21 protein-coding genes, 1 tRNA gene and 1 pseudogene are annotated in these 24,200 nt (G+C 72.1%); 8 read left to right on the forward strand and 15 right to left on the reverse strand.

Features of this window, described 5'->3' with window-relative positions; genetic code table 11:
- Positions 1-11 precede the first annotated feature (11 nt).
- Positions 12-1,790, reverse strand: coding sequence for a serine/threonine-protein kinase (locus D7231_RS20525; protein WP_277875623.1), 1,779 nt, complete (start codon positions 1,788-1,790; stop codon positions 12-14).
- A 133-nt stretch (positions 1,791-1,923) separates the two neighbouring features.
- Between D7231_RS20525 and D7231_RS20530 the strand changes: the two genes are divergently transcribed.
- Positions 1,924-3,252: a PspC domain-containing protein gene (locus D7231_RS20530; protein ID WP_120756941.1), complete on the forward strand. Its 1,329-nt coding sequence runs from the start codon at positions 1,924-1,926 to the stop codon at positions 3,250-3,252.
- Positions 3,239-3,433 carry a hypothetical protein gene (locus D7231_RS20535; RefSeq protein ID WP_120756942.1) on the forward strand — a complete coding sequence of 65 codons (195 nt, stop codon included), beginning with the start codon at positions 3,239-3,241 and terminating at the stop codon, positions 3,431-3,433. Before D7231_RS20530 ends, D7231_RS20535 begins: the two co-directional genes overlap by 14 nt.
- 213 nt (positions 3,434-3,646) lie before the next feature.
- Here D7231_RS20535 and D7231_RS20540 read toward each other — a convergent pair.
- The 6 genes and pseudogenes from D7231_RS20540 to guaA all read right to left on the reverse strand — a co-directional run.
- Positions 3,647-4,096: pseudogene (locus tag D7231_RS20540) on the reverse strand (DoxX family protein); the annotation flags it as partial.
- Between the two features lie 205 nt (positions 4,097-4,301).
- Complete coding sequence (locus D7231_RS20545; RefSeq protein WP_120756944.1) at positions 4,302-5,321, reverse strand: L,D-transpeptidase; 1,020 nt, start codon at positions 5,319-5,321, stop codon at positions 4,302-4,304.
- Positions 5,322-5,502: 181 nt separating this feature from the next.
- Positions 5,503-6,243 (reverse strand): class II aldolase/adducin family protein, encoded by a 741-nt coding sequence (locus tag D7231_RS20550; RefSeq protein WP_228774121.1) that lies wholly within the window; start codon positions 6,241-6,243, stop codon positions 5,503-5,505.
- Between the two features lie 150 nt (positions 6,244-6,393).
- A complete protein-coding gene (locus D7231_RS20555) occupies positions 6,394-7,314 on the reverse strand; it encodes an alpha/beta fold hydrolase (RefSeq protein WP_120756946.1) in 921 nt (306 codons plus the stop codon).
- Between the two features lie 122 nt (positions 7,315-7,436).
- Positions 7,437-8,018, reverse strand: a complete 582-nt coding sequence (locus tag D7231_RS20560; RefSeq protein WP_120756947.1) for a Uma2 family endonuclease — start codon at positions 8,016-8,018, stop codon at positions 7,437-7,439.
- 123 nt (positions 8,019-8,141) lie between these two features.
- Positions 8,142-9,743, reverse strand: a complete 1,602-nt coding sequence (gene guaA, locus D7231_RS20565; protein WP_120756948.1) for a glutamine-hydrolyzing GMP synthase — start codon at positions 9,741-9,743, stop codon at positions 8,142-8,144.
- Between the two features lie 361 nt (positions 9,744-10,104).
- Here guaA and D7231_RS20570 point away from each other — a divergent pair, with 361 nt between their 5' ends.
- Entirely contained in the window at positions 10,105-10,431 is a 327-nt protein-coding gene (locus D7231_RS20570) for a chorismate mutase (RefSeq protein WP_120756949.1), read from the forward strand.
- Positions 10,432-11,084: 653 nt separating this feature from the next.
- Here the strand turns inward: D7231_RS20570 and D7231_RS20575 are convergent.
- The 5 genes from D7231_RS20575 to D7231_RS20595 all read right to left on the reverse strand — a co-directional run bounded on the left by D7231_RS20575 (position 11,085) and on the right by D7231_RS20595 (position 19,133).
- Complete coding sequence (locus D7231_RS20575) at positions 11,085-12,941, reverse strand: GMC family oxidoreductase N-terminal domain-containing protein (protein ID WP_241999818.1); 1,857 nt, start codon at positions 12,939-12,941, stop codon at positions 11,085-11,087.
- Between the two features lie 62 nt (positions 12,942-13,003).
- A complete protein-coding gene (locus D7231_RS20580) occupies positions 13,004-14,650 on the reverse strand; it encodes a succinic semialdehyde dehydrogenase (protein ID WP_120756950.1) in 1,647 nt (548 codons plus the stop codon).
- Positions 14,651-14,697: 47 nt separating this feature from the next.
- Positions 14,698-16,374, reverse strand: a complete 1,677-nt coding sequence (locus D7231_RS20585; RefSeq protein ID WP_120756951.1) for a serine/threonine-protein kinase — start codon at positions 16,372-16,374, stop codon at positions 14,698-14,700.
- A gap of 93 nt (positions 16,375-16,467) precedes the next feature.
- Positions 16,468-18,045, reverse strand: coding sequence for a serine/threonine-protein kinase (locus tag D7231_RS20590; RefSeq protein WP_120756952.1), 1,578 nt, complete (start codon positions 18,043-18,045; stop codon positions 16,468-16,470).
- A 98-nt stretch (positions 18,046-18,143) separates the two neighbouring features.
- A complete protein-coding gene (locus D7231_RS20595) occupies positions 18,144-19,133 on the reverse strand; it encodes a PLL family lectin (protein ID WP_228774071.1) in 990 nt (329 codons plus the stop codon).
- Positions 19,134-19,333: 200 nt separating this feature from the next.
- Here D7231_RS20595 and D7231_RS20600 point away from each other — a divergent pair, with 200 nt between their 5' ends.
- Complete coding sequence (locus D7231_RS20600) at positions 19,334-20,146, forward strand: MerR family transcriptional regulator (RefSeq protein ID WP_120756954.1); 813 nt, start codon at positions 19,334-19,336, stop codon at positions 20,144-20,146.
- Positions 20,143-20,307, forward strand: coding sequence for a hypothetical protein (locus tag D7231_RS37095; protein WP_199739419.1), 165 nt, complete (start codon positions 20,143-20,145; stop codon positions 20,305-20,307). Before D7231_RS20600 ends, D7231_RS37095 begins: the two co-directional genes overlap by 4 nt.
- Here D7231_RS37095 and D7231_RS38530 read toward each other — a convergent pair.
- The gene (locus tag D7231_RS38530; RefSeq protein ID WP_422396742.1) at positions 20,301-20,486 is read right to left on the reverse strand and encodes a DUF6255 family natural product biosynthesis protein; all 186 of its coding nucleotides are present in this window, start codon (positions 20,484-20,486) and stop codon (positions 20,301-20,303) included. The two genes, D7231_RS37095 and D7231_RS38530, sit on opposite strands and share 7 nt — an antisense overlap.
- Complete coding sequence (locus tag D7231_RS20605) at positions 20,474-20,818, reverse strand: hypothetical protein (RefSeq protein WP_120756955.1); 345 nt, start codon at positions 20,816-20,818, stop codon at positions 20,474-20,476. The genes D7231_RS38530 and D7231_RS20605 overlap by 13 nt, the downstream gene beginning before the upstream one ends.
- 159 nt (positions 20,819-20,977) lie before the next feature.
- On the opposite strand from D7231_RS20605, the gene D7231_RS20610 reads away from it, so the two are divergent.
- From D7231_RS20610 to D7231_RS20620, 3 genes are all read left to right on the forward strand, one after another.
- Complete coding sequence (locus D7231_RS20610) at positions 20,978-21,826, forward strand: helix-turn-helix domain-containing protein (RefSeq protein ID WP_120756956.1); 849 nt, start codon at positions 20,978-20,980, stop codon at positions 21,824-21,826.
- Positions 21,823-22,071 (forward strand): DUF397 domain-containing protein, encoded by a 249-nt coding sequence (locus tag D7231_RS20615; RefSeq protein ID WP_120756957.1) that lies wholly within the window; start codon positions 21,823-21,825, stop codon positions 22,069-22,071. Before D7231_RS20610 ends, D7231_RS20615 begins: the two co-directional genes overlap by 4 nt.
- Before the next feature lie 654 nt (positions 22,072-22,725).
- Positions 22,726-22,798 (forward strand) — tRNA-Arg (locus D7231_RS20620).
- Positions 22,799-22,841: 43 nt separating this feature from the next.
- Here the strand turns inward: D7231_RS20620 and D7231_RS20625 are convergent.
- Positions 22,842-24,053, reverse strand: coding sequence for a serine hydrolase domain-containing protein (locus D7231_RS20625; RefSeq protein ID WP_120756958.1), 1,212 nt, complete (start codon positions 24,051-24,053; stop codon positions 22,842-22,844).
- Between the last annotated feature and the right edge of the window lie 147 nt (positions 24,054-24,200).

Raw genomic sequence — 24,200 nt, forward strand, 5'->3', positions numbered from 1 at the left:
TGACGGGTCCCCTAGTGGGCGGTGGTCCGGAAGCCGTCGCGGACCGCGTCGAAGACGGGGCTGTGCTTGTCCCACTCGGCCGAGGGCGCCGAGAGGTAGATCGCGTACTCCTTCTCGCCCGGCCGGCCGAACCCGAGGTCGGCGGCCCGGTACTCGCGCGCCCGGCCCTTCCAGGAGAACTCCCAGATCGCCGCGGGCATCCCGCGGTACTCCGTGCTCTGCATGCGCCGCTGGTGGTAGCCGGGCAGCTTGCCCTCCTTGACGGACTTGGCCTCGTCGTCCTTCCAGCGCTGGAGGGGGTCGTTGCTCGCGAGGTCGAGGACGGAGACCCGCAGGCCCACCAGTCCGCTCGGGTCGAGGTAAAGGATCTCGTCGCTGTCCTTGAGGTTCCCGCGCTTCCAGCCGTCCGGCACGGGGAAGGCGATGCCGGCCTCCTTCTCCGTCACCAGGTGGTAGCCGGGCGGCGGCGGCTTCGGGGCCGTGCTCGGACCGGCCTTCTCGCTCGGGCGGGTGGAGGAGGCGTCGTGGCTGGGTGCGGCCTGGGTGGAGCTGTCGTCGTCCGCCTGTCCCTGGGTCAGGAAGAACGCGCCGGCCGCGACGCCCGCAACGGTGACGAGGGCCAGGGCGCTCCACAGGACGGGGCGGCGGCTGCGGCTTGCGGCCTTGGCGGGGGCGGCAGGGGCCGGGGGCGCGGGGGCGCGTACCGCGGCCTTCGTCGGCGCCGTCATCTCGGTGGAAGCAGCAGGAGCAGCAGGAGCGGCGGGCGCGGCAGGAGCCACGGGAGCGGCGGGCGCGGCGGCAGCGGTGGGGGCTGTACGGGCTGTGCGGGCCGTGGCGGCGGTCGCCGTCGCGGTGCCGCGGTCCGGCCGGTCGTCCCAGGGCGCGGCGCCGGGGGCGGCGGACCGCGTCGCGGCGGCGGATATGTGCGCCGTGTCCGCCTCGGCCGCGGGCTCGCGCAGGATCTGCTCGGCCAGGTCGGCCGGGGGCCGCACGGCCGGGTCCTTGGCGAGCAGGGTCTCGATGAGCCGGGTGAGCTCGCCCGCGTTGCGCGGCGGCTCCAGGGGGTCCATGGCGATCGCGTACGCCGTCTCGACGGCGGTGTCCTTGCGGAACGGCGGGCGGCCCTCCAGGGCCTGGTACAGCGTCGCGCCGAGCGCCCACAGGTCGGAGGCGGGCCCGGGCTTGGCGCCCTTGACGCGCTCGGGCGCGATGTAGTCGATCGAGCCGACCATCTCGCCGGTCTTGGTGAGCGTGGAGGTGCCGGTGGACTGGGCGATGCCGAAGTCGGTGAGGACGACCCGGCCGTCGTCGCCGAGCAGCACGTTGCCGGGCTTCACGTCGCGGTGGAGCACCCCGGCCGCGTGGGCCGCGCGGAGCGCCGCGATCATGCCGCGGCCGATGCGGGCGGCTTCCTCCGGGGTGATGGTGCCGTGCTTGAGGACGTCGCCGAGCGTCCTGGAGGGCACGTACTCCATGACGATGCACGGCAGGCCCTGGTCGTCGACGACGTCGTGCACGACGACCACATTGGGGTGGGTGATCCGGGCGGCGCTGCGGGCCTCGCGGCGGGTGCGCTCGTAGAGGGTGGCGAGCTCGTCGTCGTCCAGGTACGGCGAGACGTGCAGCTGCTTGAGCGCGACCTGGCGGTCGAGCAGCTCGTCCTGGGCACGCCAGACCGTGCCCATGCCGCCGCGGCCTATCCGGTCGGCGAGGCGGTACCGCCCGGCGACCAGCCGGCCCTGGTCCGGCCATGGGCCGGACGCCGCCTGCCCGGGCACTGACCCATCCACCCCGAACTCCTCCGGTTCCCCTGCTGTGCACTGTCGCGCCACGATATACGGCACCTTCTCAGGGGCGATCTCAGGGAACGGCCAGGGTTGCGGGGTGTGCCGCAAGCCCGTTCCGGTTGACACCATGTTCTTTATGACCGACACACCCACCCCCCAGGACGCGCATCAGGCGGGTCCGGTTCACGGTGATCCGCAGGACGCCCGGCCGCCGCTGCGGCGCAGCCGTGAGCAGAAGGTGGTCTCCGGCGTGTGCGGCGGGCTCGGCCGCTTCTTCGACGTCGACCCCGTGATCTTCCGGGTGGTGCTCGGTGTGCTGGCGGTCTCCGGCGGCCTGGGCCTGATCCTCTACGGCTTCGCGTGGCTGCTGATCCCCCTGGAGGGCGAGGAGGAGAACGAGGCCCGGCGGATGCTCTCGGGCCGCGTCGAGGGCCCGGCTCTGACGGCGGTGCTGTGCGCGCTGGTGGGCTGCGGCCTGTTCCTGTCGATGCTCAACAACAGCGCGGTGATGTCCTTCGCGCTGATGCTGACGGCCGCGATGGCCGGCGCGTCCTACTGGTCGCACCACCGCCACGAGCCCGGCGGCGAGGCGGCCGTGTCCGCGGCGCAGAAGGTGCACAAGGCGCAGAAGACGGCGGCGCCCCCGCCCGAGACCAAGGCGCCGCCCGCGCCGGGCGGTCCCTCCTGGTGGCGCGACCCGATCATCAAGGACGGCACGACGGGCCCGATAGGCGCCGGCACCGGCTATCTGTGGGGCCCGGACGACGGCCCGCCGGCCGAGGCGGAGCGGGCCCCGTTCCGGCTCCGTCCCGCGCGCGCCTCCACCCCGCTCGGGGGCACGCCGCTCGGCGGCTGGACGTTCCTGGCCGCCGTCGTCGCCTGCGCGCTCGGCACCGGCCTCACCTGGCGCCACCATCCGCTCGGCACCTGCCTGGAGGTCGGCCTGGCCTGCGCCCTGGCCGTCTTCGGCCTCGGCATGACCGTCAGCTCCCGCTACGGCCGCACCGGCGGCGGCACGGTCGTCGCGGCCGTCCTCACCGCCCTCCTGCTGGCGGGCGCGGCGGGCCTGCCGAAGTCGGTCTCCACCCGGTGGACGCACTCCACCTGGCGACCGGAGACCGTGGCCGCCGTCCGCGACGAGTACCGCGTGGGCAGCGGCGTGGGCGAGCTCGACCTCACCGGCCTGCCGTGGCAGCGGGGCGGCACGGTCACCACCCGCGCGGAGGTGGGCGCGGGACAGCTCAAGCTGATCGTCCCGGACGACGTCACGGCCCGGATCACCATGGACGTCGGCGTGGGCGACATCCGCCTCCCCGGCGAGGCGCGCGACGACGTCGACGTCCGCCCGGAGCAGAAGGAACGCGTGACGCTGGAGCCGCGGTCCGGGAAGCCCTCCCGCGGCACTCTTGAGATCCGGCTCAAGGTCGGCATCGGCCAGGTGGAGGTGGACCGTGCGTCGTCATGACTTCGAGCCGGGGAAGCTGGTGATCGGGCTCGTCCTGCTGGTGTGCGCGGGCGCGTACCTGGGAGCGGCCCACGGAGATCTGCACTTCCCTTCGTACGCGCTGCTGCCCGTGCTGGTGGCGGGGTTCTGCCTCGCGGGCGTGGTGTCGTTCGTGGCCTTCGCGGTACGGCGCCGGCGCTAGCGTCCGCGGCGGGTAGCGCCCGCCGCCGGTAGCGTCCACGGCGGGTGGCGTCCGCCGCCGGCAGCCTCCGCGGCGGGCCTACTTCTTGGTGCGGCGGGGTGCCTTGGCGGACGCCTTGGCCGGCGCCTTGCCGCCCGACCGGGCAGCCGCCTTGACCGACGGCTTGCGCGTCCGCCTGCCGGCCGGCTTACGAGCCGGTGCCCGGAGCGGGCCCGCGTCCACCGACCAGACCGGCGCGCCCGCCACCACCAGCGGCAGCCACGCCATCAGGTAGATCAGGTCGTTGCCGTAGTAGTACGGCGTGGTCTGCCAGCTGACGGTCAGCCAGAGGCTGAGGGAGATGAGCGCGCCGCCCGCCGCGGCGACGCGCGCGAATATGCCGAAGAGGGTGCCTATGCCCACCGCGAACTCGCCGAGGCCCATCGCGTATCCGAAGCCCTCGGGGTCCTTCAGGGCCAGGTCGACCAGGTCCGGCACGGCGGACGTGCCGCGGACCGTGCGCATCAGCTCGCCGATCGAGCCCGGCCCGGTGTCCGCCAGGAAGCCGGAGTCCGTCAGCTTGTCGAGGCCCGCGTAGATGAACGTGACGCCGAGGAAGACGCGCAGCGGCAGCAGTGCGTACCGCGCGCTCTCCCCCTGCTTTCCGCGCCCGATGAATGCCATGGCGTCCGCCGCCTCCCCATTCCGCCTTGTCCGACCTGTGCGTCCTGGCCGTACTCCGGACCAGTCGTGCTCCGAACCATACGGACGGAAGGCGGAATCCGTTCACCCCTGTGGATAACCTTCCCGCGGACAAGCCCCGGCACCGGGGCCAGGCGGGCATCAGACGGGTGTCAGGCGGGCCTCAGGCGGGCGTCAGGGGCGGGCGTCAGGCGCCGGTGCGGATCCCCAGCGCGCTGCCCTCCAGCCACTCCTCCCAGCTGAGGTTCCAGTCGCCGTAGCCGTTGCCGAAACGGTCCATCGGCTTCGGCTTGGTGCTGCCGGTGACCTGCACGACGTCGCCCTTGAGGCTCAGCCCGTACAGCCACTTCGCGTCGGCCGTCGACATGCCGATGCAGCCGTGGCTGACGTTCTCCTTGCCGAACGACTCGGCGTTGTCCGGCGCGGCGTGCACGTACTCGCCGCTGACCGTCTCGCGCATGCTGTATTCGTACGACCCGAAGAAGCCGTCGGGGTGGTTGCGCGGGATGCCGATGGAGAGCGAGTCCATGACGACCTTGCCCTCCTTGGCGAGGATCGTCTTGATCCCCTCCCGGGTGCCGAAGCCCTTGCTCTCGTCGCCGCCGCTGACCGGAATGGTGCGCAGCGTCTCGCCGTTGCGCACGACGGTCAGCTTGCGGGCCTTGAGGTCGACGGTGTTCACCATCGAGTCGCCGATGGTGAAGGAGACCGTGCGGTCGCCGGCGGCCGCCGTGCCCTCGGCGAGCTGCACGCCGGCCAGGCGGGCGTCGAGGGTCACTTCGGTGCCCGCGGGCCAGAACTTCTCGGGCCGGAAGTGCACGCGGGTGTCGCCCTTGGTCTCGTTCCAGTGCCAGGCACCGGGGACCTTCGGCGAGGTGGAGACCTTCAGCCGGCCCTCGATGCCGGCGCGCAGCTTCGGGGAGACCTTCTGCTGCTTGAAGACGATCGCGATGGGCTGGCCGACGCCGACCTTCTCACCGTTGGCGGGGGCGATCTCGGGCCGGACGACCTTGGCGGCGCCCTTGAGCAGCGCGGCCTCGGGGGCGGGCTTCTCCGTGACGGGCGCGGGGCTCGACGGGGCGGGCGAGGACGGCGCGGAGGACGTCGCGGGCCGCTGCTCGGCCTCGGCTCCGCCGCCGCACGCCGTGACGGCCAGGCCGGTCAGCGCGAGGGCGGCGGTCAGCCCGGCGGCACGGGTGGGGCGCATGGTTCTCCTACCGGTTCACGACACGACAGAGCCGAGGCGCGGCCGCCTCGGCTCCCGACCATCGTAAACAAGGTAAAGGAACAGCAAAAACCCCCGGAAGAACGATCCACCCCCGCCGAACGGCGGGGGTGGGTCCCCGGGGGCCGGGGGCCATGAGTGGGTGGGCCCGGGCCCCCACCCCTCAGCCCAGCAACTCCGGCTCACTCCGCGTGATCTGCTGGTACAGCGGCTGGTAGTTGATCCACGCCGCCAGGTCGTTGCCGAGCTGGCCCCGTGTGTGCCGGGCGCCGGCCTGGTCGATCAGGACGGGCTTCCCGGCGGCCTTCGCCGCGAGCTGCACCTGGCAGGAGCGCTCCATGGTGATGAACCACCACGCCGCCGCGTCCACCGTGTCCCCCACGGTCAGCAGCCCGTGGTTGCGCAGGACGACCGCCTTGTGCGGCCCGAGCGCCGTGGCGATCCGGCGCCCCTCCTCCTCGTCCACCACGACGCCCGTGTAGTCGTCGAAGAGGGCGTGGTCCTCGTAGAAGGCGCACACGTCCTGCGTGATCGGCTCCAGCAGCTCCCCCAGCGCGGACAGCGCGCGCCCGTACGTGGAGTGGCTGTGCGCGGCGGCCACGACGTCCGGCCGCGCGCGGTGGATCTGCGAATGGATCGCGAACGCCGCCTGGTTGACGTGGTAGCGGCCCTCGACGACCTGCCCCTTGTGGTTCACGAGGATCAGATCGCTCACGGTGATGTGCTTGAACGACATCCCGAACGGGTTGACCCAGAAGTGATCCGTGAACTCCGGGTCGCGCGCGGTGATGTGCCCCGCGACGCCCTCCTCGAAGCCGAACCGGCCGAACAGCCGCAGCGCCGCCGCGAGCCGCTCCTTGCGGTGACGCCGCTCCTCCTCGGGGGTGTCGTGCTTGGGCGGCATCGCGAAGTGCAGTTGATCAGTGGGTACGGGTACGGGGGCGGGCACGGCTGGGGCTGTGACTGCGGGCTCTGCGAGCTCTGCGGGCTCCTGCCCGGACGGCGTTTGCGACACGATCGGCACTCCTCTGCTCCGTTCGGTACGGAACGGAAGCTACCGCCGGGTACCCGCGGAGAACAGGCCCTCCGCAGCCGCCGTGTGCTCCAGGATCGCCTCGGCGAGCGGCCCCAGGCACTCCCGCGGCAGGGCGTGCCCCATGCCCGGCATCGCCACCGTGCGGGCGTTGCCGATCACTTGGGCGATGTGGCGGGGGTGGGGCGGCGGGAAGACGGGCTCGGCGGAGGCGTCGGTCACCAGCACGGGGGCGGTGTTGTGCGCCAGCTCCTCCGTACGGTCCATGCCGGAGTAGTCGGCGCGGCCGTGGGCGGTGGAGACGTCGTAGCGCCCCGCGTGCTCGATGATCCGCCGCTCGCGCTCGCGCATCTCGTGCGCGTGGAACGGCAGTTCCTCGCCGCTGAGCACCCGCCAGTGCTCCACGCGCCGGTCCAGCTCGGCCTCCAGGCCGTGATCCTCGACGGGCCGGGCCCACATCTCCAGGACGCGCGGGTCGATGGGAGGCAGGTCGGCGACGGCGGTCTCCGTGCCGTCGGCCTCGACGAGCGGCTTCCCGCTCAGCGCGCAGGTCCCCATGAGGGTGGCGCTGAGGATGCGGTCCGGGTGGTCGGCGAGCAGCAGCTGCGCCAGCATGCCGCCGAGCGACAGCCCGACGATGTGGGCCCGCTCGACGCCGTGGGCGTCCAGGACGGCGAGGGCGTCGTCCGCGAGGTCGGTGATGCGGTAGGGCTGCTCGTCGAACGACCAGGTGGAGCGGCCGGCGTCGCGGTGGTCGTAACGGATCACGCGGTGGCGGGCGGCGAGGGCGTCGGTGAGCTCCTCGGTCCAGCCGAGGCCGGAGGCCTGCGCGCCCATGATCAGCAACAGGGCCGGGGCGTCGGCGGCGCCGCGCTCGTCGCTCCACAGGTGGACGCCGGGGGCGACGGTGACGGTACGGGTACGGGTTTCGGTCCGGGGCATGGCGGGATCCCTCCTGGGGTTCGTACGCGGGACGCGCACCTCAGGATTGAAACGATACGTCTCGTCTCGCCATCGCGCCACTAATTTGGCGGAGCCTGGTCGCGCCAGGGCTCCGCCGTCGGCTAGAGGCGGATCTCAGTGAGATCGATGTCGATGTCGAAGGGAACGGTGAGCTTGAGGGCGCCCCGGTGCGTCCCGGTCGGCGCGTAGGAGCGCGTCTCATTGTCGAGTTTGAAGACGTGGACGATCGGCTGGTGATCGGCGGTCGTCATATCGACTCGCCAGAAGTGCGGGATACCAGCGCAGGCGTACTTGAACGGCTTGGTCATCCGGTCACGGGCCTCGGAGTCCGGGGAGACCACCTCGACAGCGAGCAGTACGGCCTCGGCCGGAAAGTAGGTCTGCTCCCAGCCGCCCACCGACGCAGCGCCCACGACGGAAACGTCCGGCTCCGGTCCGTTGCGCTTGTCGATCACTACGGTCATCTCCCGCACCACCCTCAGCTCGGGCGGCGCCGTGCGGCGCAGACCGTTCACCAACAGGTCGATGACAAGGCTGTGGAAATAGCGCTGCGGACTCACGAAAACCAGGCTCCCGTCAATCAACTCCGTGTGCGGCGGGAGGTCGGGCAGCGTCAGCAGGTCGTCCACGGTGTAACCGTCCTGCGGCGGCACCGGCCAGTGGTGCGCGGGCTCAGCGGTCATGGTTCCTCCCATGGACGGGATTCTCGGCCGTACGGCCAGCGTACCCACACCAAACGCCGGTGCCGCCGCCCAAACGAATGAGCGGCGGCACCGGCGTTCGACCTGCGTGGGTCTACGGGAGGACTACTCCCACTCGATGGTGCCCGGCGGCTTGCTGGTCACGTCCAGCACCACGCGGTTCACATCGGCGACCTCGTTCGTGATGCGCGTCGAGATGCGGGCCAGCACCTCGTACGGCATGCGCGTCCAGTCGGCCGTCATGGCGTCCTCGGACGAGACGGGGCGCAGCACGATCGGGTGGCCGTACGTGCGGCCGTCGCCCTGGACGCCGACCGAGCGGACGTCGGCCAGGAGCACGACCGGGCACTGCCAGATCTCGCGGTCCAGGCCGGCGGCGGTGAGCTCCTCGCGGGCGACGGCGTCGGCCTCGCGCAGCAGGTCCAGGCGCTCCTTGGTGACCTCGCCGACGATGCGGATGCCGAGGCCCGGGCCCGGGAAAGGCTGGCGCTGGACGATCTCGTCGGGCAGGCCGAGCTGCTGGCCGACCATGCGGACCTCGTCCTTGAAGAGCTGGCGGAGCGGCTCGACGAGCTCGAACTCCAGGTCCTCGGGGAGGCCGCCCACGTTGTGGTGGGACTTGATGTTGGCGGTGCCGGTGCCGCCGCCGGACTCGACCACGTCGGGGTAGAGCGTGCCCTGGACCAGGAAGGCGACGTCCTCGCCGCCCGCGCCGGCCTCGGCCACGATCTCGGCCTGGGCCTGCTCGAAGACGCGGATGAACTCCCGGCCGATGATCTTGCGCTTGGCCTCCGGGTCGGAGACGCCCGCGAGGGCGTTCAGGAAGCGCTCCTGCGCGTCGACGACCTTGAGCTGGACGCCCGTCGCGGCGACGAAGTCCTTCTCGACCTGCTCGGTCTCGCCCTTGCGCATCAGGCCGTGGTCGACGTACACACAGGTCAGCTGGGAGCCGATGGCCTTCTGGACGAGGGCCGCGGCGACCGCGGAGTCCACGCCGCCGGACAGGCCGCAGATGGCGCGCTTGCTGCCGACCTGCTCGCGGATCGCGGCGACCTGCTCCTCGATCACGTTGCCCGTGGTCCAGGTCGGCTCGATGCCCGCGCCGCGGTACAGGAAGTGCTCCAGGACCAGCTGGCCGTGCGTGGAGTGCATGACCTCGGGGTGGTACTGGACGCCGTAGAGCTTCTTCTCGTCGTTCTCGAAGGCGGCGACCGGCACGACGTCCGTGGACGCGGTGACCGTGAAGCCCTCGGGGGCGGCCGAGCAGGCGTCGCCGTGCGACATCCACACCGACTGCTCCGCCGGCGTGCCCTCGAAGAGGGTCGAGCCGGTCTTGGAGACGTGCAGCGGCGTACGGCCGTACTCGCGCGCGCCGGTGTTGTCGACGGTGCCGCCGAGCGTGGTGGCCATCAGCTGGAAGCCGTAGCACATGCCGAAGACCGGGACACCGGCCTCGAAGAGGCCACGGGCGTCGTCGAGGCGGGGCGCACCTTCCTCGTACACGGACGAGGGGCCGCCGGAGAGGATGATCGCCTTCGGGTTCTTGGCGAGCATCTCGGCCACGGGCATCGTGCTGGGCACGATCTCGCTGTAGACCCGCGCCTCACGGACTCGGCGGGCGATGAGCTGGGCGTACTGCGCGCCGAAGTCGACAACGAGCACCGGCTCCGCGGTGTTGTCGTGGGCGGCGGTGGGTGCTGCTGACACGGGAGCGGCCTTCCGGCGGTGGAGGAGGGTCTGTATTTGTCGATTCTACCGGGGCGCGGGTGCTTGCTTTTGTCTCACCATCCGAAAGCGGAGCGGAAGCAGACCTGGAACAGACCCGGAGCGGACCGGACCCGCATTGGCCCCGGGGCCGCCCGCGGGCCATACTGTCCCCCATGCGCAAGCACCAGACCTTCGTCTTTACCTATGGCATCCGGCCCGTCCGGCTGCCATGGTCGTGCTGCTTGAGCAACTGACAAGCGACTTCCACAGGCGCCCCGGGCCGACAAGGCCCGGGGCGCCTGTCGCTTTTCCCGGGCCGTGCCGCTCCGGGGGGCCACCGCCCCTTTTTGGAGGATCAGACATGAGCGCCGCCCCCACCACTGTGAGCAGCAGCACCCTGAGCACCCGCACCGCCCCCGCCGAGACCGGCGCCCGCACCGAAGCGGCCGCAGGCGTGATCACCGGTGCCCGGCAGCGGATCGACGATCTCGACGGCAGGATCATCGGGCTCATCCAGGAACGGATGGCCGTCTCGGCCGTGATCCAGCAGGAGCGCATCGCCTCCGGGGGGCGCCGGGTGAACCTCTCCCGCGAGATGGAGATCATCGGCCACTACAGCGACCAGCTCGGCAAGCCCGGCACCACGCTCGCCATGACGCTGCTGGAGCTGTGCCGCGGCCGCGTCTGACGACCGCCCGCTCCCGACGAGGGCCCGGTCGAGGACCCGCATGTGTGCAGCTGCCGCATGCGGGTTCGGAGGACCGGGCCGTCACATCACCCGGACGGCGCGTGACCGCACCGCGGCCCGCATCGTTGAGCCGGGTGCCCGCGCCATCCAGGAGCGGCCCACCTGAAATCCACGCGTGGCTTCCGCCCCTGTTCACCTGGGCGCCCGGCACCGACAGGGCGGATCCACCGGAGTGTGAGACGTGCGAGTGCGCGCGTCGTGGGACCTCACTCCGGTGCACGGCGACCGGTCAGCAGGGGACAGCAGCCCGGTTGCCACCAAGGACGGTCGGTTCCGGGGACGCCTGGAACCGACCGTATCCGGTCGAAACGGTTGCGCCGAGTCCGGCCCATCCCGCACGATGCCAGGAGAGCACCAACCTCCTGGTCCCGCACCGCCATTGGTCGAACCAGTGAGGCCCGTACGCCCCGCACCACCCGCGCACGACCCATGACCCGCGGCGCTCCCCCCGGCGCCGCTCCGCGGCACCGACCCTGCCCTGACCCCGGTGCCGGCAGTCAAGGGCCCCGAGGCCGCCCGCACGCCCCCGCGGAGGCGGCCCGGGGCCCTTCGCCGTAAGCCGGGCCCTTAGGCCCCCTAGACCCTCCAGGTCCTCAAGAAGACCCGCAATCACGCCCGTTCGGCCGCCCCTCCGGCGGAAGCACCGGCAGCAGCCGCAGCAACGGCCGCCCCTCCGGCGTCGGCTGCACCGACGGCACCTCCGGCGCCGCCTTCAACTTCAGCTCCCCGTATGCTCCTTCCGGCACCGCCGGGCGCACGGGCGCGACCGCCTCGACCCGTTCGTACGCCTGCCCCTGCTCCGGCCGCGGGTCGGGCTCGCCCTTGTTCGGCCAGAAGGACATGGCCCGCTCCGCCTGGGCCGTGATGGTGAGCGACGGATTGACGCCGAGGTTCGCGGAGACGGCCGCGCCGTCCACGACCGAGATCCCGGGGTGCCCGTACAGCCGGTGGTACGGGTCGAGGACGCCCTGCGAGGCGTCCGCGCCGATCGGGCAGCCGCCGAGGAAGTGCGCGGTGAGCGGGGTGCCCATCAGCTCGCCCACATTGCTGCCGGGGAAGCCGTTGATCTCCTCGGCGATGATGTCCGCGGCCATCGCCGCCGCGGGGATCTGCTTCGGGTTGGGCGCCCCGTGGCCCTGCCGTGCGGTCAGCAGGCCCTTGCCGGGGCCGCGGCTGCGGCGGTACGTGGTCAGGGAGTTGTCGAGCGACTGCATCACGAGCCCGATGATCGTCCGCTCGGACCAGCGCCGGTTGGAGAGCGACCGCAGCAGCTGCACCGGGTGCCGTACGCAGCGCGCCGCCCACGCGACGGCCCGCGGCGACCGCGTCCCCACCGGCACCTGGAGGACGGACAGCACGCCCATCGCGTTCGACCCCTTGCCGTAGCGGACGGGCTCGATGTGCGTGTGGTCGTCCAGGTGGGCGGAGGAGGTGATGGCGACGCCCCGCGTGAAGTCCGGCCGGGCCCCGCCGTGCGCGGTGCCGTAGCGGCGGTCGTCGGTCTGCGCGCCCACCAGGGCCTCGGAGTTCGTCCGGGTCAGCCGGCCCAGCCCGGCCGGGATGCGGGGCAGCAGGCCCTTGTCCTTCATCGTGTGCAGCAGCGTCTGGGTGCCGTACGTGCCGGCGGCGATCACGACCCGCTCCGCGCGCAGGACCCGCGGCCGGGCGGCCCCGGAGCCGCGCCGCTTGTCGGTCGGCACGGTGACGACGCGGTAGCCGCCCTCCCGGTGCTCGGTCACCGCGACGACCGTCGTCATGGGGTGGACGACGGCGCCCGCCCGCTCGGCCAGGTACAGGTAGTTCTCGTTGAGGGTGTTCTTCGCACCGTGCCGGCAGCCGGTCATGCACTCGCCGCACTCGGTGCAGGCCCGGCGGGTGGGCCCGGCGCCGCCGAAGTACGGGTCGGCGGCCTCCTCGCCGGGCGCCGCCCGGTGCGTGCCGCCCGCGTCCTCGCCGTCCCCGAAGAACACCCCGACCGGCGCCTTGCGGAAGGTCTCCCCCACGCCCAGGCGCTCGGCCGCCGCCTTCAGATGGACGTCGGAGGGCGTGGTCGTGGGGTTGAGGCGGACGCCGAGCATGCGGCTCGCCTGGTCGTAGTACGGCCGCAGCTCCGCCTCCCAGTCGGTGATGCCGGACCACTGCCGGTCCTGGAAGAAGGCCTTCGGCGGCACGTAGAGGGTGTTGGCGTAGTTGAGGGAGCCGCCGCCGACACCGGCGCCCGCGAGGACCATGACGTTGCCGAGGAGGTGGATGCGCTGGATGCCGTAGAGGCCGAGCGCGGGCGCCCACAGGTAGTTGCGCAGGTCCCACGAGTTCCTGGGCAGGCTCTCGCGGGTGAAGCGGCGGCCCGCCTCCAGGACGCCCACGCGGTAGCCCTTCTCGGTCAGGCGCAGCGCGGAGACCGCGCCGCCGAAGCCCGAGCCGACGACGATCACGTCGTAGTCGAACACTGCCTCTCCGTTCCTCCGTGTCGTACGTGAACGTGAACGCTTAAGCCGCGCGGGAGGGGCGGTCAGCGCAGCCGCAGCGTCTTCAGCAGCCGCAGGCCCCGGGTCATGACCTCCGCGTACTTGGCGTCGTCCAGTCCGAAGGCCGGGGCGAGCGGTACGACGCGCTGGTGGGCGACCGTCTGGGCCTCGGTGTACTTGAGGATGCCCTCGGAGCCGTGGCGGCGTCCCAGCCCCGACTCGCCCATGCCGCCCATGGGGGCCCGCGCGCTGCCGTACGCGGCCGCGTAGGCCTCGTTGACGTTGACGGTGCCGGTGCGCAGCCGCGCCGCGACGGCACGGCCGCGGCGCCCGTCGGCGGTCCACACGCTGGCGTTGAGCCCGTACGGGGTGGCGTTGGCGAGGGCGACGGCTTCGTTCTCGTCCCGGAAGCGGTAGACGGAGACGACGGGCCCGAAGGTCTCCTCGGCGCACACGGCCATGGACGGCTTGACGCCGTCGAGGACCGTCGGCTCGTAGAAGAACGGGCCGATGTCGGGCCGCGGGCGGCCGCCCGCGAGGACGGCGGCGCCCTGCGCGACGGCGTCCTCGACGTGCCGGATCACCGCGTCCAGCTGGCGCTGCGAGGCGAGGGAGCCCATGTCGGCGCCGTAGGCCAGGCCCGTGCCGAGCCGCAGGGCCTTCGCGCGGGCGGTGAAGCGCTCCAGGAACGCGTCGGCGACGGACTCGTGCACGTACAGCCGCTCGATGGAGATGCACAGCTGGCCCGCGGAGGAGAAGCAGCCGCGGACGGCGCCCGCGGCGGCCTTCTCGACGTCGGCGTCGTGGAGGACGAGCATGGCGTTCTTGCCGCCGAGTTCGAGCGAGGAGCCGATCAGGCGGGCCGCGGCGCCCTGGGCGACCTCGCGGCCGGTGCGCGTGGAGCCGGTGAAGGAGACGTAGTCGGCGTGCGCGACGAGCGCCGGGCCGACGACCGGGCCGTCGCCGATCACGACCTGCCAGACCTCCTCCGGCAGCCCCGCCTCGACCAGCAGCTCGCGCGCCCACAGGGCGGTCAGGGCCGTCCCGGTGTCGGGCTTCATCACGACGGCGTTGCCGGCCACGAAGGCGGGCAGGGCGTCCCCCACGGACAGTTCCAGCGGGTAGTTCCAGGGGGCGATCTGGCCGACGACGCCGCGCGGGTGGCGCAGTTCGGTGACCTTGGTGAGGCCGGGGAGGACGCCCGCGTGGCCCTTCGGCCGCAGATAGGCGGGCCCCCTGCGCCCGTAGTGGCGGGCGCCGACGGCCACGGCCTGCACTTCCTCGTGGGCGTGCAGGCGGGCCTTGCCGGTCTCCGCCTGGATGAGGTCGAGGACCTCCGGCTGCCGCCCGAGGAGCAGGTCGTGGAAGCGCAGCAGGACGGCGGCGCGCTCGGCCACGGGCACGGCCGCCCACTGCTGCTGCGCCTCGCGGGCGCGCGCGAAGGCGGTGGCCACGTCGTCCGGGGAGGACTGCGGCAGTTCGGCGAGCTGGAGTCCGGTGAGGGGCGTGCAGCCGGCGGTGGTGCCGGAGCCTATGACGGGGCGGGTGAGGCGGGCGACGAGGGCGGGAGTGACGACGTCGGCGGGGGTGCGACTGCCGGGCGGGGCTACGGGGTTGCCTCCGGCGGGCGGGTGCGCCGCCGCCGCGGGCGCCGGTTCTGCTACGGGTGCGGTGTGTGCCGAGTCCGTCATACGGGGAGCGTATGACGGACCCGTACCGCTTGAATACCCGTGGGTAATTACTGATCCTGGATCTTCAAGTACTTGAGGACGTCGGCGAAGAGCTTGTCGCCGTCCTTGCGCAACCGGCCCTTCTCGGGCATCCGGACTTCCAGCAACCAGAGCTGGGTCTTGGCCTCGTTCACGATGATCTTGCTGCGGATGGCGCTCCTGGGACCGTCCTCGTCGGAACCGGGCCGGTAGGCGGTGAGCACCTCCGCCGCCTTCATGCCCTGGACGGCGGCGGACCCGGATACGGACGCCTTGGCGTCCTTGAGCTTGTACGAAGGGTCGACCGTGTAGGAGTCGGCGAGCCGCTTGGCCTCGGCGTCGGCCGTGCCGATGTCCTTCGGCTCCCGGTCCAGGACGTTCTTCTTGCGCTGTTCGAGGGTGTCCCGGTCCAGGGAGACGGAGAAGACCCCGCTCGGGTCCGTGAAGAACACCCACCCCTTGTCGACGTCGATCTTCTTCACGTAGTCCTCCGGCACCGCCATCGACGCCCGGACGATCTCCGGTTCGTCCCGCACCTTCCAGTGCAGCGGAACGGCCGGCCCGACGGCGAACGGGTTGACGATCAGCAGCGTCGCGGCCGTCGCCACGGCCACCACTCCCCCGCCGAGCCCCCATTGCGCCTTGCGGTTGCCGTGCAGGACGGGCGGGACCCACTTGCTGCCGGTGCTGCCGGCGGCCTGCACGCGCGACGCGCTGAACGCGGACTGCTGCGCCGGTACGGGGCGGGCGACCGCCTCCAGCGTGCGGCGGATCTCGTCCGCGCCGGGGCGGGCCGCCGGGTCCTTGCTGAGCATCCGCATGACGAGCCCGCCGAGCAGGCCCGCGCCGCGCGACGGCGCCTGCGGCTCCGTCGACAGGATGGCCTGCATGGTGGCCTGGGTGTTGGAGCGGCGGAACGGGGAGACGCCCTCGACCGCCGCGTACAGCACGACGCCCAGCGACCACAGGTCGGACTCGGGTCCGGGGTGCTGCCCCAGGACGCGCTCGGGCGCGACGTACTCGGGCGAGCCGACGAACGCGCCCGTCTCCGTGAGGCCCTGCTCGCCCTCGATCCGGGCGATGCCGAAGTCGGTGAGGACGACGCGGTCGCCGTGGCCGAGGAGCACGTTGTCCGGCTTGACGTCGCGGTGCAGCACGCCGGCCTCGTGGGCGGCGCCGAGCGCGTCGAGGACGGCCAGGCCGATGCGGGCGGCCTCGCGCGGGTCCAGGGTGCCGTCGCCCAGCCGGTCGCCCAGCGAGTGGCCGCGCACGAGCTCCATGACGATCCAGGGGCGCCCGTCCTCGACGACGACGTCGTGGACGGCGACGACCGAGGGGTGGGAGACGCGGGCCGCGGCGCGGGCCTCGCGCTGCATGCGCTGGTGGACGTTCTCCCGTACGGACGCGGGGAGGTGGTCCGGTACGCGCGGCTCCTTGACGGCGACGTCGCGGTCGACGACCTCGTCGTGGGCCTTCCAGACGGTGCCCATGCCGCCGTGGCCGAGGCGGGAGATCAGCCGGTAGCGGTTGCCGATGCGGCGGCCGGCGCCGGGATCGGCGGGGGCGGCGTACGGGCTCGGCGCCGGCGCGGGAGCCGCAGCAACCGCCCGGTTCGGCGGCTGAAGGTCGTAGCTGGTGGGCTCGCCTGATCTGGTGGGCCCGCCGGCGCTGCCGGGCCGGTTCGGCTGTCCCCCGTCGTTCATCATGGCCCCATCATTACCAAGGGGGCGCTGACAGGCGCACCTTGACGGAGCGAACCATCCCCATACGGGCTTACGGAATCAAGCGAACCAACCGAACTAAGGGCTGGATACCGGCCGGATCCGTACGAACGTCTCCAGGACGACGTCGAAGTGCCGTTTCGTCCGCGCCGCCTTCGCCTCCGGGCCCGCGACCCACACCTCGTACATCTTGCCGCCCTCGTCCCAGCAGGTGTCGTACGTCCGCAGCGCACCGCCCGCCCCGCCCGCCCCGACTTCGGGGCCGTCCCAGGTGAACTCCCAGGAGGCGGCCGGGTATCCCTTGCGGGTGGTCTCGCGGACGGTGGCGGCACGGTAGCCGGGATAGCGCTGGGGGGCCGCGGCGGCGGAGGCGCGCAGGGCGGCCGCGGCGCCGCCGGGCTGCGGGTCCTGGATGACGACGGCGAGGCGGGTCTGCCGGTCCGGCGCGTAGTAGAAGACGCGCGGGGGCTCGAAGGAGCGGGTGAAGCCGTCCGGCACGGCGAGCGCGAACCCGGCCGGATCCTGCACCGCGTGATAACCCTCCGGGGCCCGTACGGGGGCGCTGGCCGGGGGCTCGCGGGTGACGGGCGGGCCGGGCGAGCGGCCGAGGGGGCCGCTGGACACCTGCGCGGGACGGCCGCCCGCGCCGGCCTCGCCGCGCTCGGCCAGCAGCACGGCGAGGCCGGCCCCGACCCCGGCGAGGGTGACGACGGCGACGGCGGCCATGAGGACGGTGCGGCCGCGGGGGTTGTACGGGGATCCGCCCGGCGGGTACGGGGCGGGGCCCGGCCCCGGGCCGGACCCGCCGATCCTTCCGGACGCCAGGTAGCCCCGTAGCAGCCGTTCCGCTTCGTCGGCGCCCATCCGCCGCGCGGGATCGCGCTCCAGCAGCCCTTGCACGACGGGCAGGAGGGGCGCCGCGGCGGCGGGCGGGCGTATCTCGTCGTGGACGACGGCGTGCAGGATGCCGCCCAGCGAGTCGCGGTGGAAGGGGGTCACCCCGCTGAGCGCCGCGCACATCAGCACCCCCAGGGACCACAGGTCGGACGCGGGCCCGGCGGATCCGCCCGACATGCGCTCCGGCGCCGTGTACTCCGGCGACCCGACGAACGCGCCCGTCTCGCTGATCGTCGTCGCGCCGCGGACCTGGGCGACGCCGAAGTCGGTCAGGACGACGCGGCCGGTCGCCGTCTCCAGGAGGACGTTCGGTGGCTTGATGTCGCGGTGCAGGACGCCGCGGGCGTGCGCGGCGCGCAGGGCGGAGAGCAGGGCGATCGCGATCCGCGCGGTCTCGCGCGGGCCCACGGGCCCCTCCGCGGCCAGCAGTTCGGACAGGGCGCGCCCGTCCACGAGCTCCATCACGATCCAGGGGCGCCCGTCCTGCACGACGATGTCGTGGAGCGCGACGACGTTCGGATGACTGATGAGCGCGGCCGCACGCGCCTCACGGAGCGTGCGGTCGCAGTCGGAGAGGCCTGCGGGACAGGTGCCGTCGTCGCCCTCGCCGCCGTCCATGTGCAGCTCTTTGACGGCGACTTGGCGCTCCAGCAGCTCGTCGGTGGCACGCCATACGGTGCCCATGCCGCCGCGCCCTATCCGCCCGGACAGGCGGTACCGGCCGGCGATCAGACCATCGTGCGCAGCGAAGGTCCCCATAGGCCCATCTTGCCCCACACCTCCCCGCCCCACGGCTGCCCGCGGGGGCCGGTTCCGGCCAGCTGGACGGGGAGGGCGGGCCGGGGACGTCGGTCCCGTCAGCCTCTCAGCAGTCCGTCGAACTGCGCCCAGTTCGACCAGGGTCCGCCGATGCCGGTCTGCCAGCGGTGATAGACGTATCCGCCGCTGTTCACGCCGAACAGCTCGATGCGGCCGTCGGCGTTCGTCTCCGCGGCGACCTGACTCAGCCCGCCGTCGAACTGCGCCCAGGGCGACCAGTTGCCGCCGATGACGGTCTGGAAACGGTGGAAGATCGCGTCGCCGCTGTTGGTGCCGAAGATCTCCAGCCGGCCGTCGGCGTTACGCGCCACGGCGATCGACGTCAGTGCGCCGTCGAACTGCTCCCAGCCCGACCACGAACCGCCGGGAGACGTCTGCCAACGGTGGAAGATCGCCCCGCCGCCGTTCACCCCGAACAGCTCGATACGGCCGTCCGCGTTCGTCTCCGCGGCGACCTGCGTCAGGCCTCCGTCGAACTGCACCCAGCCGGACCAGGCGCCGCCGAGGGCGGTCTGCCAGCGGTGGAAGATGTTGCCGGCGGCGTTGGTGCCGAAGATTTCCAGGCGGCCGTCCGCGTTGCGGGCGGCGGCGATGGACGTCAGTGCGCCGTCGAACTGCTCCCAGCCCGACCACGAACCGCCGGGAGACGTCTGCCAACGGTGGAAGATCGCCCCGCCGCCGTTCACCCCGAACAGCTCGACGCGGCCGTCCGCGTTCGTCTCCGCGGCGACGGCCCGCAGCGCGCCGTCGAACTGCGCCCAGGGCGACCACGGGCCGCCGATGGCGTTCTGGGCGCGGCGGAACACGGCGTCCCCGCTGTTGGTCCCGAAGAACTCCAGCCGCCCGTCGGCGTTCCGGGCGGCGGCGATCGACGACCCGAAGGCGGCGGCGGACGTCTTGACCCCGGCCCTGGCCCCGGTATCCGCCGGCGCGGGGTCGGCGGCGGCGACTCCGGGGGCTGCGGCGGCCATCGCCACGACGGCGAGGGACGCGACCAGCCGGCCGATGCGTCTGTATCTCTTCCTCATGTTCCTCATGCGACTGCCTTCCTACGCAGGACGTGCAGGAACGTGCGGGAACGTACGTCGGTCCGTGCGAAAGCAGAGAGCGGGCGCACCCTACTGCGCGGGGGTGCCGAAGGACAGCGTCCGGGCGGCCGGGGCCCGGCCCGTACGAGGGCCCGGGGGCGGCTTGAACCTCACGTCGCGTGAGGAGGCATGGTTGCCTCATGAACGCTTCCGGCAACGCTTCCGCCACCTGGAAAGTGGGCGCCCTCGCCGAGACGTGCGGCCTCACCGTGCGCACGCTGCACCACTGGGACACCATCGGCCTGCTCAGCCCCTCCCGGCGCACGCCCGGCGGGCACCGGGAGTACACCGAGGACGACCTCATCCGCCTCTACCAGGTGCTCGCCCTGCGGAGCCTCGGGCTCGGCCTGGAGACGATCGCCACCTGCCTGGACAGTGACAGCGGCGTCGGCGACGGCGTCGGTGTCGGTGTCGATCCGGCCCGCCTCGTACGGGATCACCTGGCCGGTGTGGAGGCCGCCCTCACCGCGCTCACGTCCCTGCGGGAGCGCCTCCGGCGCATGGACGCCGAGTTGTCGGCCGGTCGTGCGCCCACTTCCAGTGCGCTGCTCGACGCCCTGCGCGCCACCGGCGCCACCGCCCCGGACCGCGCGCACGCCCTCCGGGACCGCCTCGACGCCGACCAGCTCCGGATCCTCCAGGACAGCGCCGGCGCGGTGGGCCCCGCCGCGCACTACCTCCTGGAGGTCGAGTGGCCCGAGCTGTACCGCCGGGCCGACCGGCTCCGTACGGCCGGGGTTCCTCCCACGGACCCCCGGGTGCGGCGGCTGGCGGCCCGCATGGACGAACTGAGCGCCTTGTTCTCCGGCGGCGACACCGCCACATCGGCGGCCGTACGGGATGCCTGGCGCGACGACCCGCACGCCATGTCCGGCGAGCCGCCCGCCACGACCGAGGGCTGGGGCGACCTGGCCACCTACCTGGACCACGCCCGAAAAGGAACCACCCGATGACCCGCCTGCGCACCGCCCTGATCCCTGCCTACCCGACGCTCCTCACGGTGCCGGTTCTCGCGGCCCTGGCAGCGGCCGACCTGGCCCCCTGGAGCGTCCTCTTCTCCGTAGCCGCCGCCTTGGCCGTGCTCGCCGCCGTCCGGCACAAGCGCGGTCACTGACGCGCCGGTTGCAGCCATGACCACGCCGTACGGCGGGGCGGGGTGACCGCGTCCGGGAGGCCCGGCGGCCTGAGGGCTCCGTAGTCCGTGAAACGGACGGTTCCGCAGTCGCGGCAGCGGGCCTCGCCCCGGGTCCGGGCCGCCCATCCTCCGCGGTGAGTGCATCTCAGCACGGCCATCCACCTGCCACGTGCGCCCTGCGCCAGTGGCGGCGCTGAACGACGAGGGCCTCCCCCGTCTTGGCGTGATCGTCCCCCGCGGCGGCCTCGTGATACGCGGCCTCCAACTGCTCGCACTCCTCGCACCCGTACGCCGGCTGCGAACCGTTCGGCCACAGCCCGGCGGCCTCCCGGTCCTCCCGCGTCGCCAGCCTCAACGAGGCGAACGGCGCCTCCCACTCCACCCCACCCCCGGGCCGCCGCAACGTCAGACGGCTCCCCCGCTCCCCGACCACCTGCGCGATCCGTCCCTCACGCGTGTCCACCACGAACGCGCCGATCCTGTACGTCATCGCCTCGCTCCTCCCCGAGTGCCGTTGGTAGCAGCCACATCTTCCCGTTCGGCGCGGGGAGCGCTGAAAGTTTCGCCTGCAATTTACTCGAATGAGTGAACGCTCGCACATACCAGTGCAGTTGGTGTCGCTAGAGTCGATCCACAAGGAGGTGATCACTTGTCCGACATCACGCCCACCCTGTTCCGCCGGAGGCTTGGCGCGGCACTGAAGACACTGAGGGTGAGGGCCGGCTTCAACCTCGCCGAGGGCGCCAAGGTGCTGGGCGTGTCCAGCCCAACCCTAAGCAAGATCGAAAACGGCAGACAGAACACCGACCCTGAGAAGTTCTTCATCGCCTACCGGGTCACCGACGCGGCCCGCATCGCAGAGGCGAGGGAGATCGCGAAGCTCGTCAACGACAGCCGCCAAAAGAACATCTACGCGCAGTACAAGGATGTCATCCCGGAGCGCTTGGCCGACTTCCTGGACATGGAGCAAATCGCCACCCGTATCGACCTCTACGCGGCGCTCATCATGCCGGGAGTGCTACAGACACCCGACTACGCCTACGCAGTTATCGGTGGCGGCAGCGTATGGAAGACAGCCCGCGAGCTACGAGCGCTCACCGAGCTGCGCATGAAACGCCAGGAGATCTTGACCTCACCCTCGCTCACGCTGCGGTGCGTACTGGACGAAGCATGCCTCCGGCGGGAAGTGGGCGGGGCATCCGTTCTTCGCGGGCAACTTGAGCATCTGCTCGCCCTCTCCCGGGACCCGAAGTTTGAATTGCAGGTGATTCCGTTCAAGGCGGGCACGCACACAGGACTGGACGGCGCCTACACGGTCTTCCACTTCGAGGTCGGTTCTCCCGTCGTAGCCGTGGAGCCGCTCACGACGTCCCACTACCTTGAGGAGGACGGCCAGGTCGCACGTTACGACGTCGCGTTCGATCGTCTGCTGGCCCAGGCTCTGGATCCCGACGCCTCTCGCGACTTCATCGCCAGAATCGCCAAGGAGACACGGTGAGGTTCAGGAAGAGCAGCTACAGCTCCGGATCCGGTGAGACCTGCGTGGAGATCGCCCTCCCCGAGGGCATACGTACACACGACCCCGTGCTCATACGCGACTCAACGCGGCCCGGAGGGCCGACCCTCCGCGTCGCCGCCGAGCCGTATCGTTCCTTCACCCGCGCCCTGAGGCGCGGCAGTCTCAGGGCGCGGGGCGACGACGGCCGAAACGGTCGCGCGCGGCCGGCTCGGCCGATACCGTAGGGGCGGCGCCCCCCTTCCGCGCTCAAAGTAAGCGGCCCCCGCCACGGCCGGAATCCGTGGACGAGGGCCAACCGCAGGTAGACGGTTCCCGACCGTCAGTCCTCAGGTACTCGGAGGACTGGCGGTCACCGTCCAGCGGCTTTCACCGGTCATTGTCCGGTGCACCACCTCCACAGCTCCCGGATCACAGCTGCGAACCGTTCGTGCAGAGGCTTCTTGCGGTGACGCCCCACAGGCGCCCCCCTTCTTCCCTGCGGCCGATATCCGGCAGCCGCACCGGAGGGAGCCCGAACCGGGACACCCCGCGAGTGCCCCGACGAAAGGGTCCTCTGGAAGGGGGGCGCGCTCGAAGCGCTGACGCCGACACTACACCCGGCGATCAGCTCAATCCGCCTTTTCTGGCGCTTAGTTACTGCTCTACGTCAGCCGTAGGACCGCCCCCGCCGCGACGCCATGAACCGGCGTAGGAACGCTACGGCGAACGCCCTGACGGAGATGTCGATCAGGACCGAGGCGATCAAGGCGCCGGGGCGGCCGGGCGGCCCGGGATCCGCCACAGAGCCGTCACGCAGCGTGGCGGTAAAAAGCACGCCTCCCCGTCGGGTAATATTGTTCCCGCAACGCCGACGGGTGATCATCATCCCCGGACGCCGAGCGCTCGTAGCTTAACGGATAGAGCACTTGACTACGGATCAAGAGGTTGCAGGTTCGAATCCTGCCGAGCGCACACTTGCAGGGAAGGGCCGGACGCCGGAGCGTCCGGCCCTTTCTCATTTCTCCGGGGTCGCGAAGGCCGCCTTCGCTATCCCCAGGACGTACGGGAGCTCGCTCGCGCCCGGCGGGTTGTTGTAATTGAGCGAATACACCACCCGCCGCGAGAGATCGCGTTTCGCGAAGACCCCGTTGACGTAGCCCGGCAGTGATCCCGTCTTGCCCCAGACGACCGTGCCGTCGGGCAGTTCGGTGCGCATGAGGCCGATGCGGCTGAAGCAGGCCGTGCCCCGGCCGGCGGCGGGGTCGGTGAGGCTGGCGCAGTGGTGGTTGCCGGGGGCGTTGGGGACGGCCGGGAGGTCGAAGATGTGCCGTTGCTGGGAGGGCGGGAGGAGCCGGCCGCGGATGAGCTCCGTGAGGAAGCGGTCCAGGTCGGCCGCGGTGGAGATCATGCCGGCTTCCGCCCAGGAGTACGGGCTCTGCTCGGTCACGTCGACGAGGGCACCGTCCACCGTGCGGTAGCCGTGCGCGTGCGGCTCCGGGAGGGTGACGTCGGTGGCGGCCGGAACGTAGGTGTGGCGCAGCCCCAGGGGGCGGGTGATGCGGTTGCGGACCTCGTCCGCGTACGCGTTGCCGCTGACGCGCTCGATGATCAGCCCGGCCACGTACGAGTTGATGCCGTTGTACTGCTGGGTCGTGCCCGCCGGGAAGGCCGGCGCCTTCCCGTCCACCGCCGCCTTGACGATCTCCGTGGGGCTCCACGACCGGAAGCGGTTCTCGGCGAACCACTTGTTGGAGCCGTCCCCGTAGGTCAGCGCCGAGGGGCCCGGCAGCCCGCTGGTGTGGTTGAGGAGCTGGCTCACCCGCACGTCCTGGAAGGCGTCGGGGAGCAGGCCCGGCACGTAGCGCCGGGCGGGGGCATCCAGGTCGACGCGGTGCTCGGCGGCGAGCTGGAGCATCACCGTGCCGGTGAAGAGCTTGGTGATGCTGCCGATGCGGAAGGAGGAGCCCGAGCGGACGGAGGCGCCGGTGACCTTGTCCGCCGCGCCGGACGTGCCCCACCAGTGGCCGCCGGGGCCGGCGACGCGGACCAGGGCCCCGTTCACGTCCGCGTTCGGGAAGCCGGCGATCGACTGCTCCAGTGCCTTCTTGTCCGGCCTCGGCGGCGCGGCGGCACCGGCGGCCGTGGCCGTTCCCGCGGCGAGTGCGGCGGCCAGTGCCATCACCAGCCAGGCGTTGCGGCCGGCGGGCTTCCTCTTGAGTTGCTCCATGCCCGTAAATCTTCCAAACCAAGATCATCCTTACATCCGGTATCGCCCTGGCCCGGCCCCTACGCTGCCCCGATCCCGCCTCGGGGATGTCCCGGACACGAGTCGGGAGGAGAGGAACGGAGCGAGGAGTGAGAACACGGCCGGGAG

This window comes from Streptomyces klenkii (assembly GCF_003626645.1).
Lineage (GTDB): Bacteria > Actinomycetota > Actinomycetes > Streptomycetales > Streptomycetaceae > Streptomyces > Streptomyces klenkii.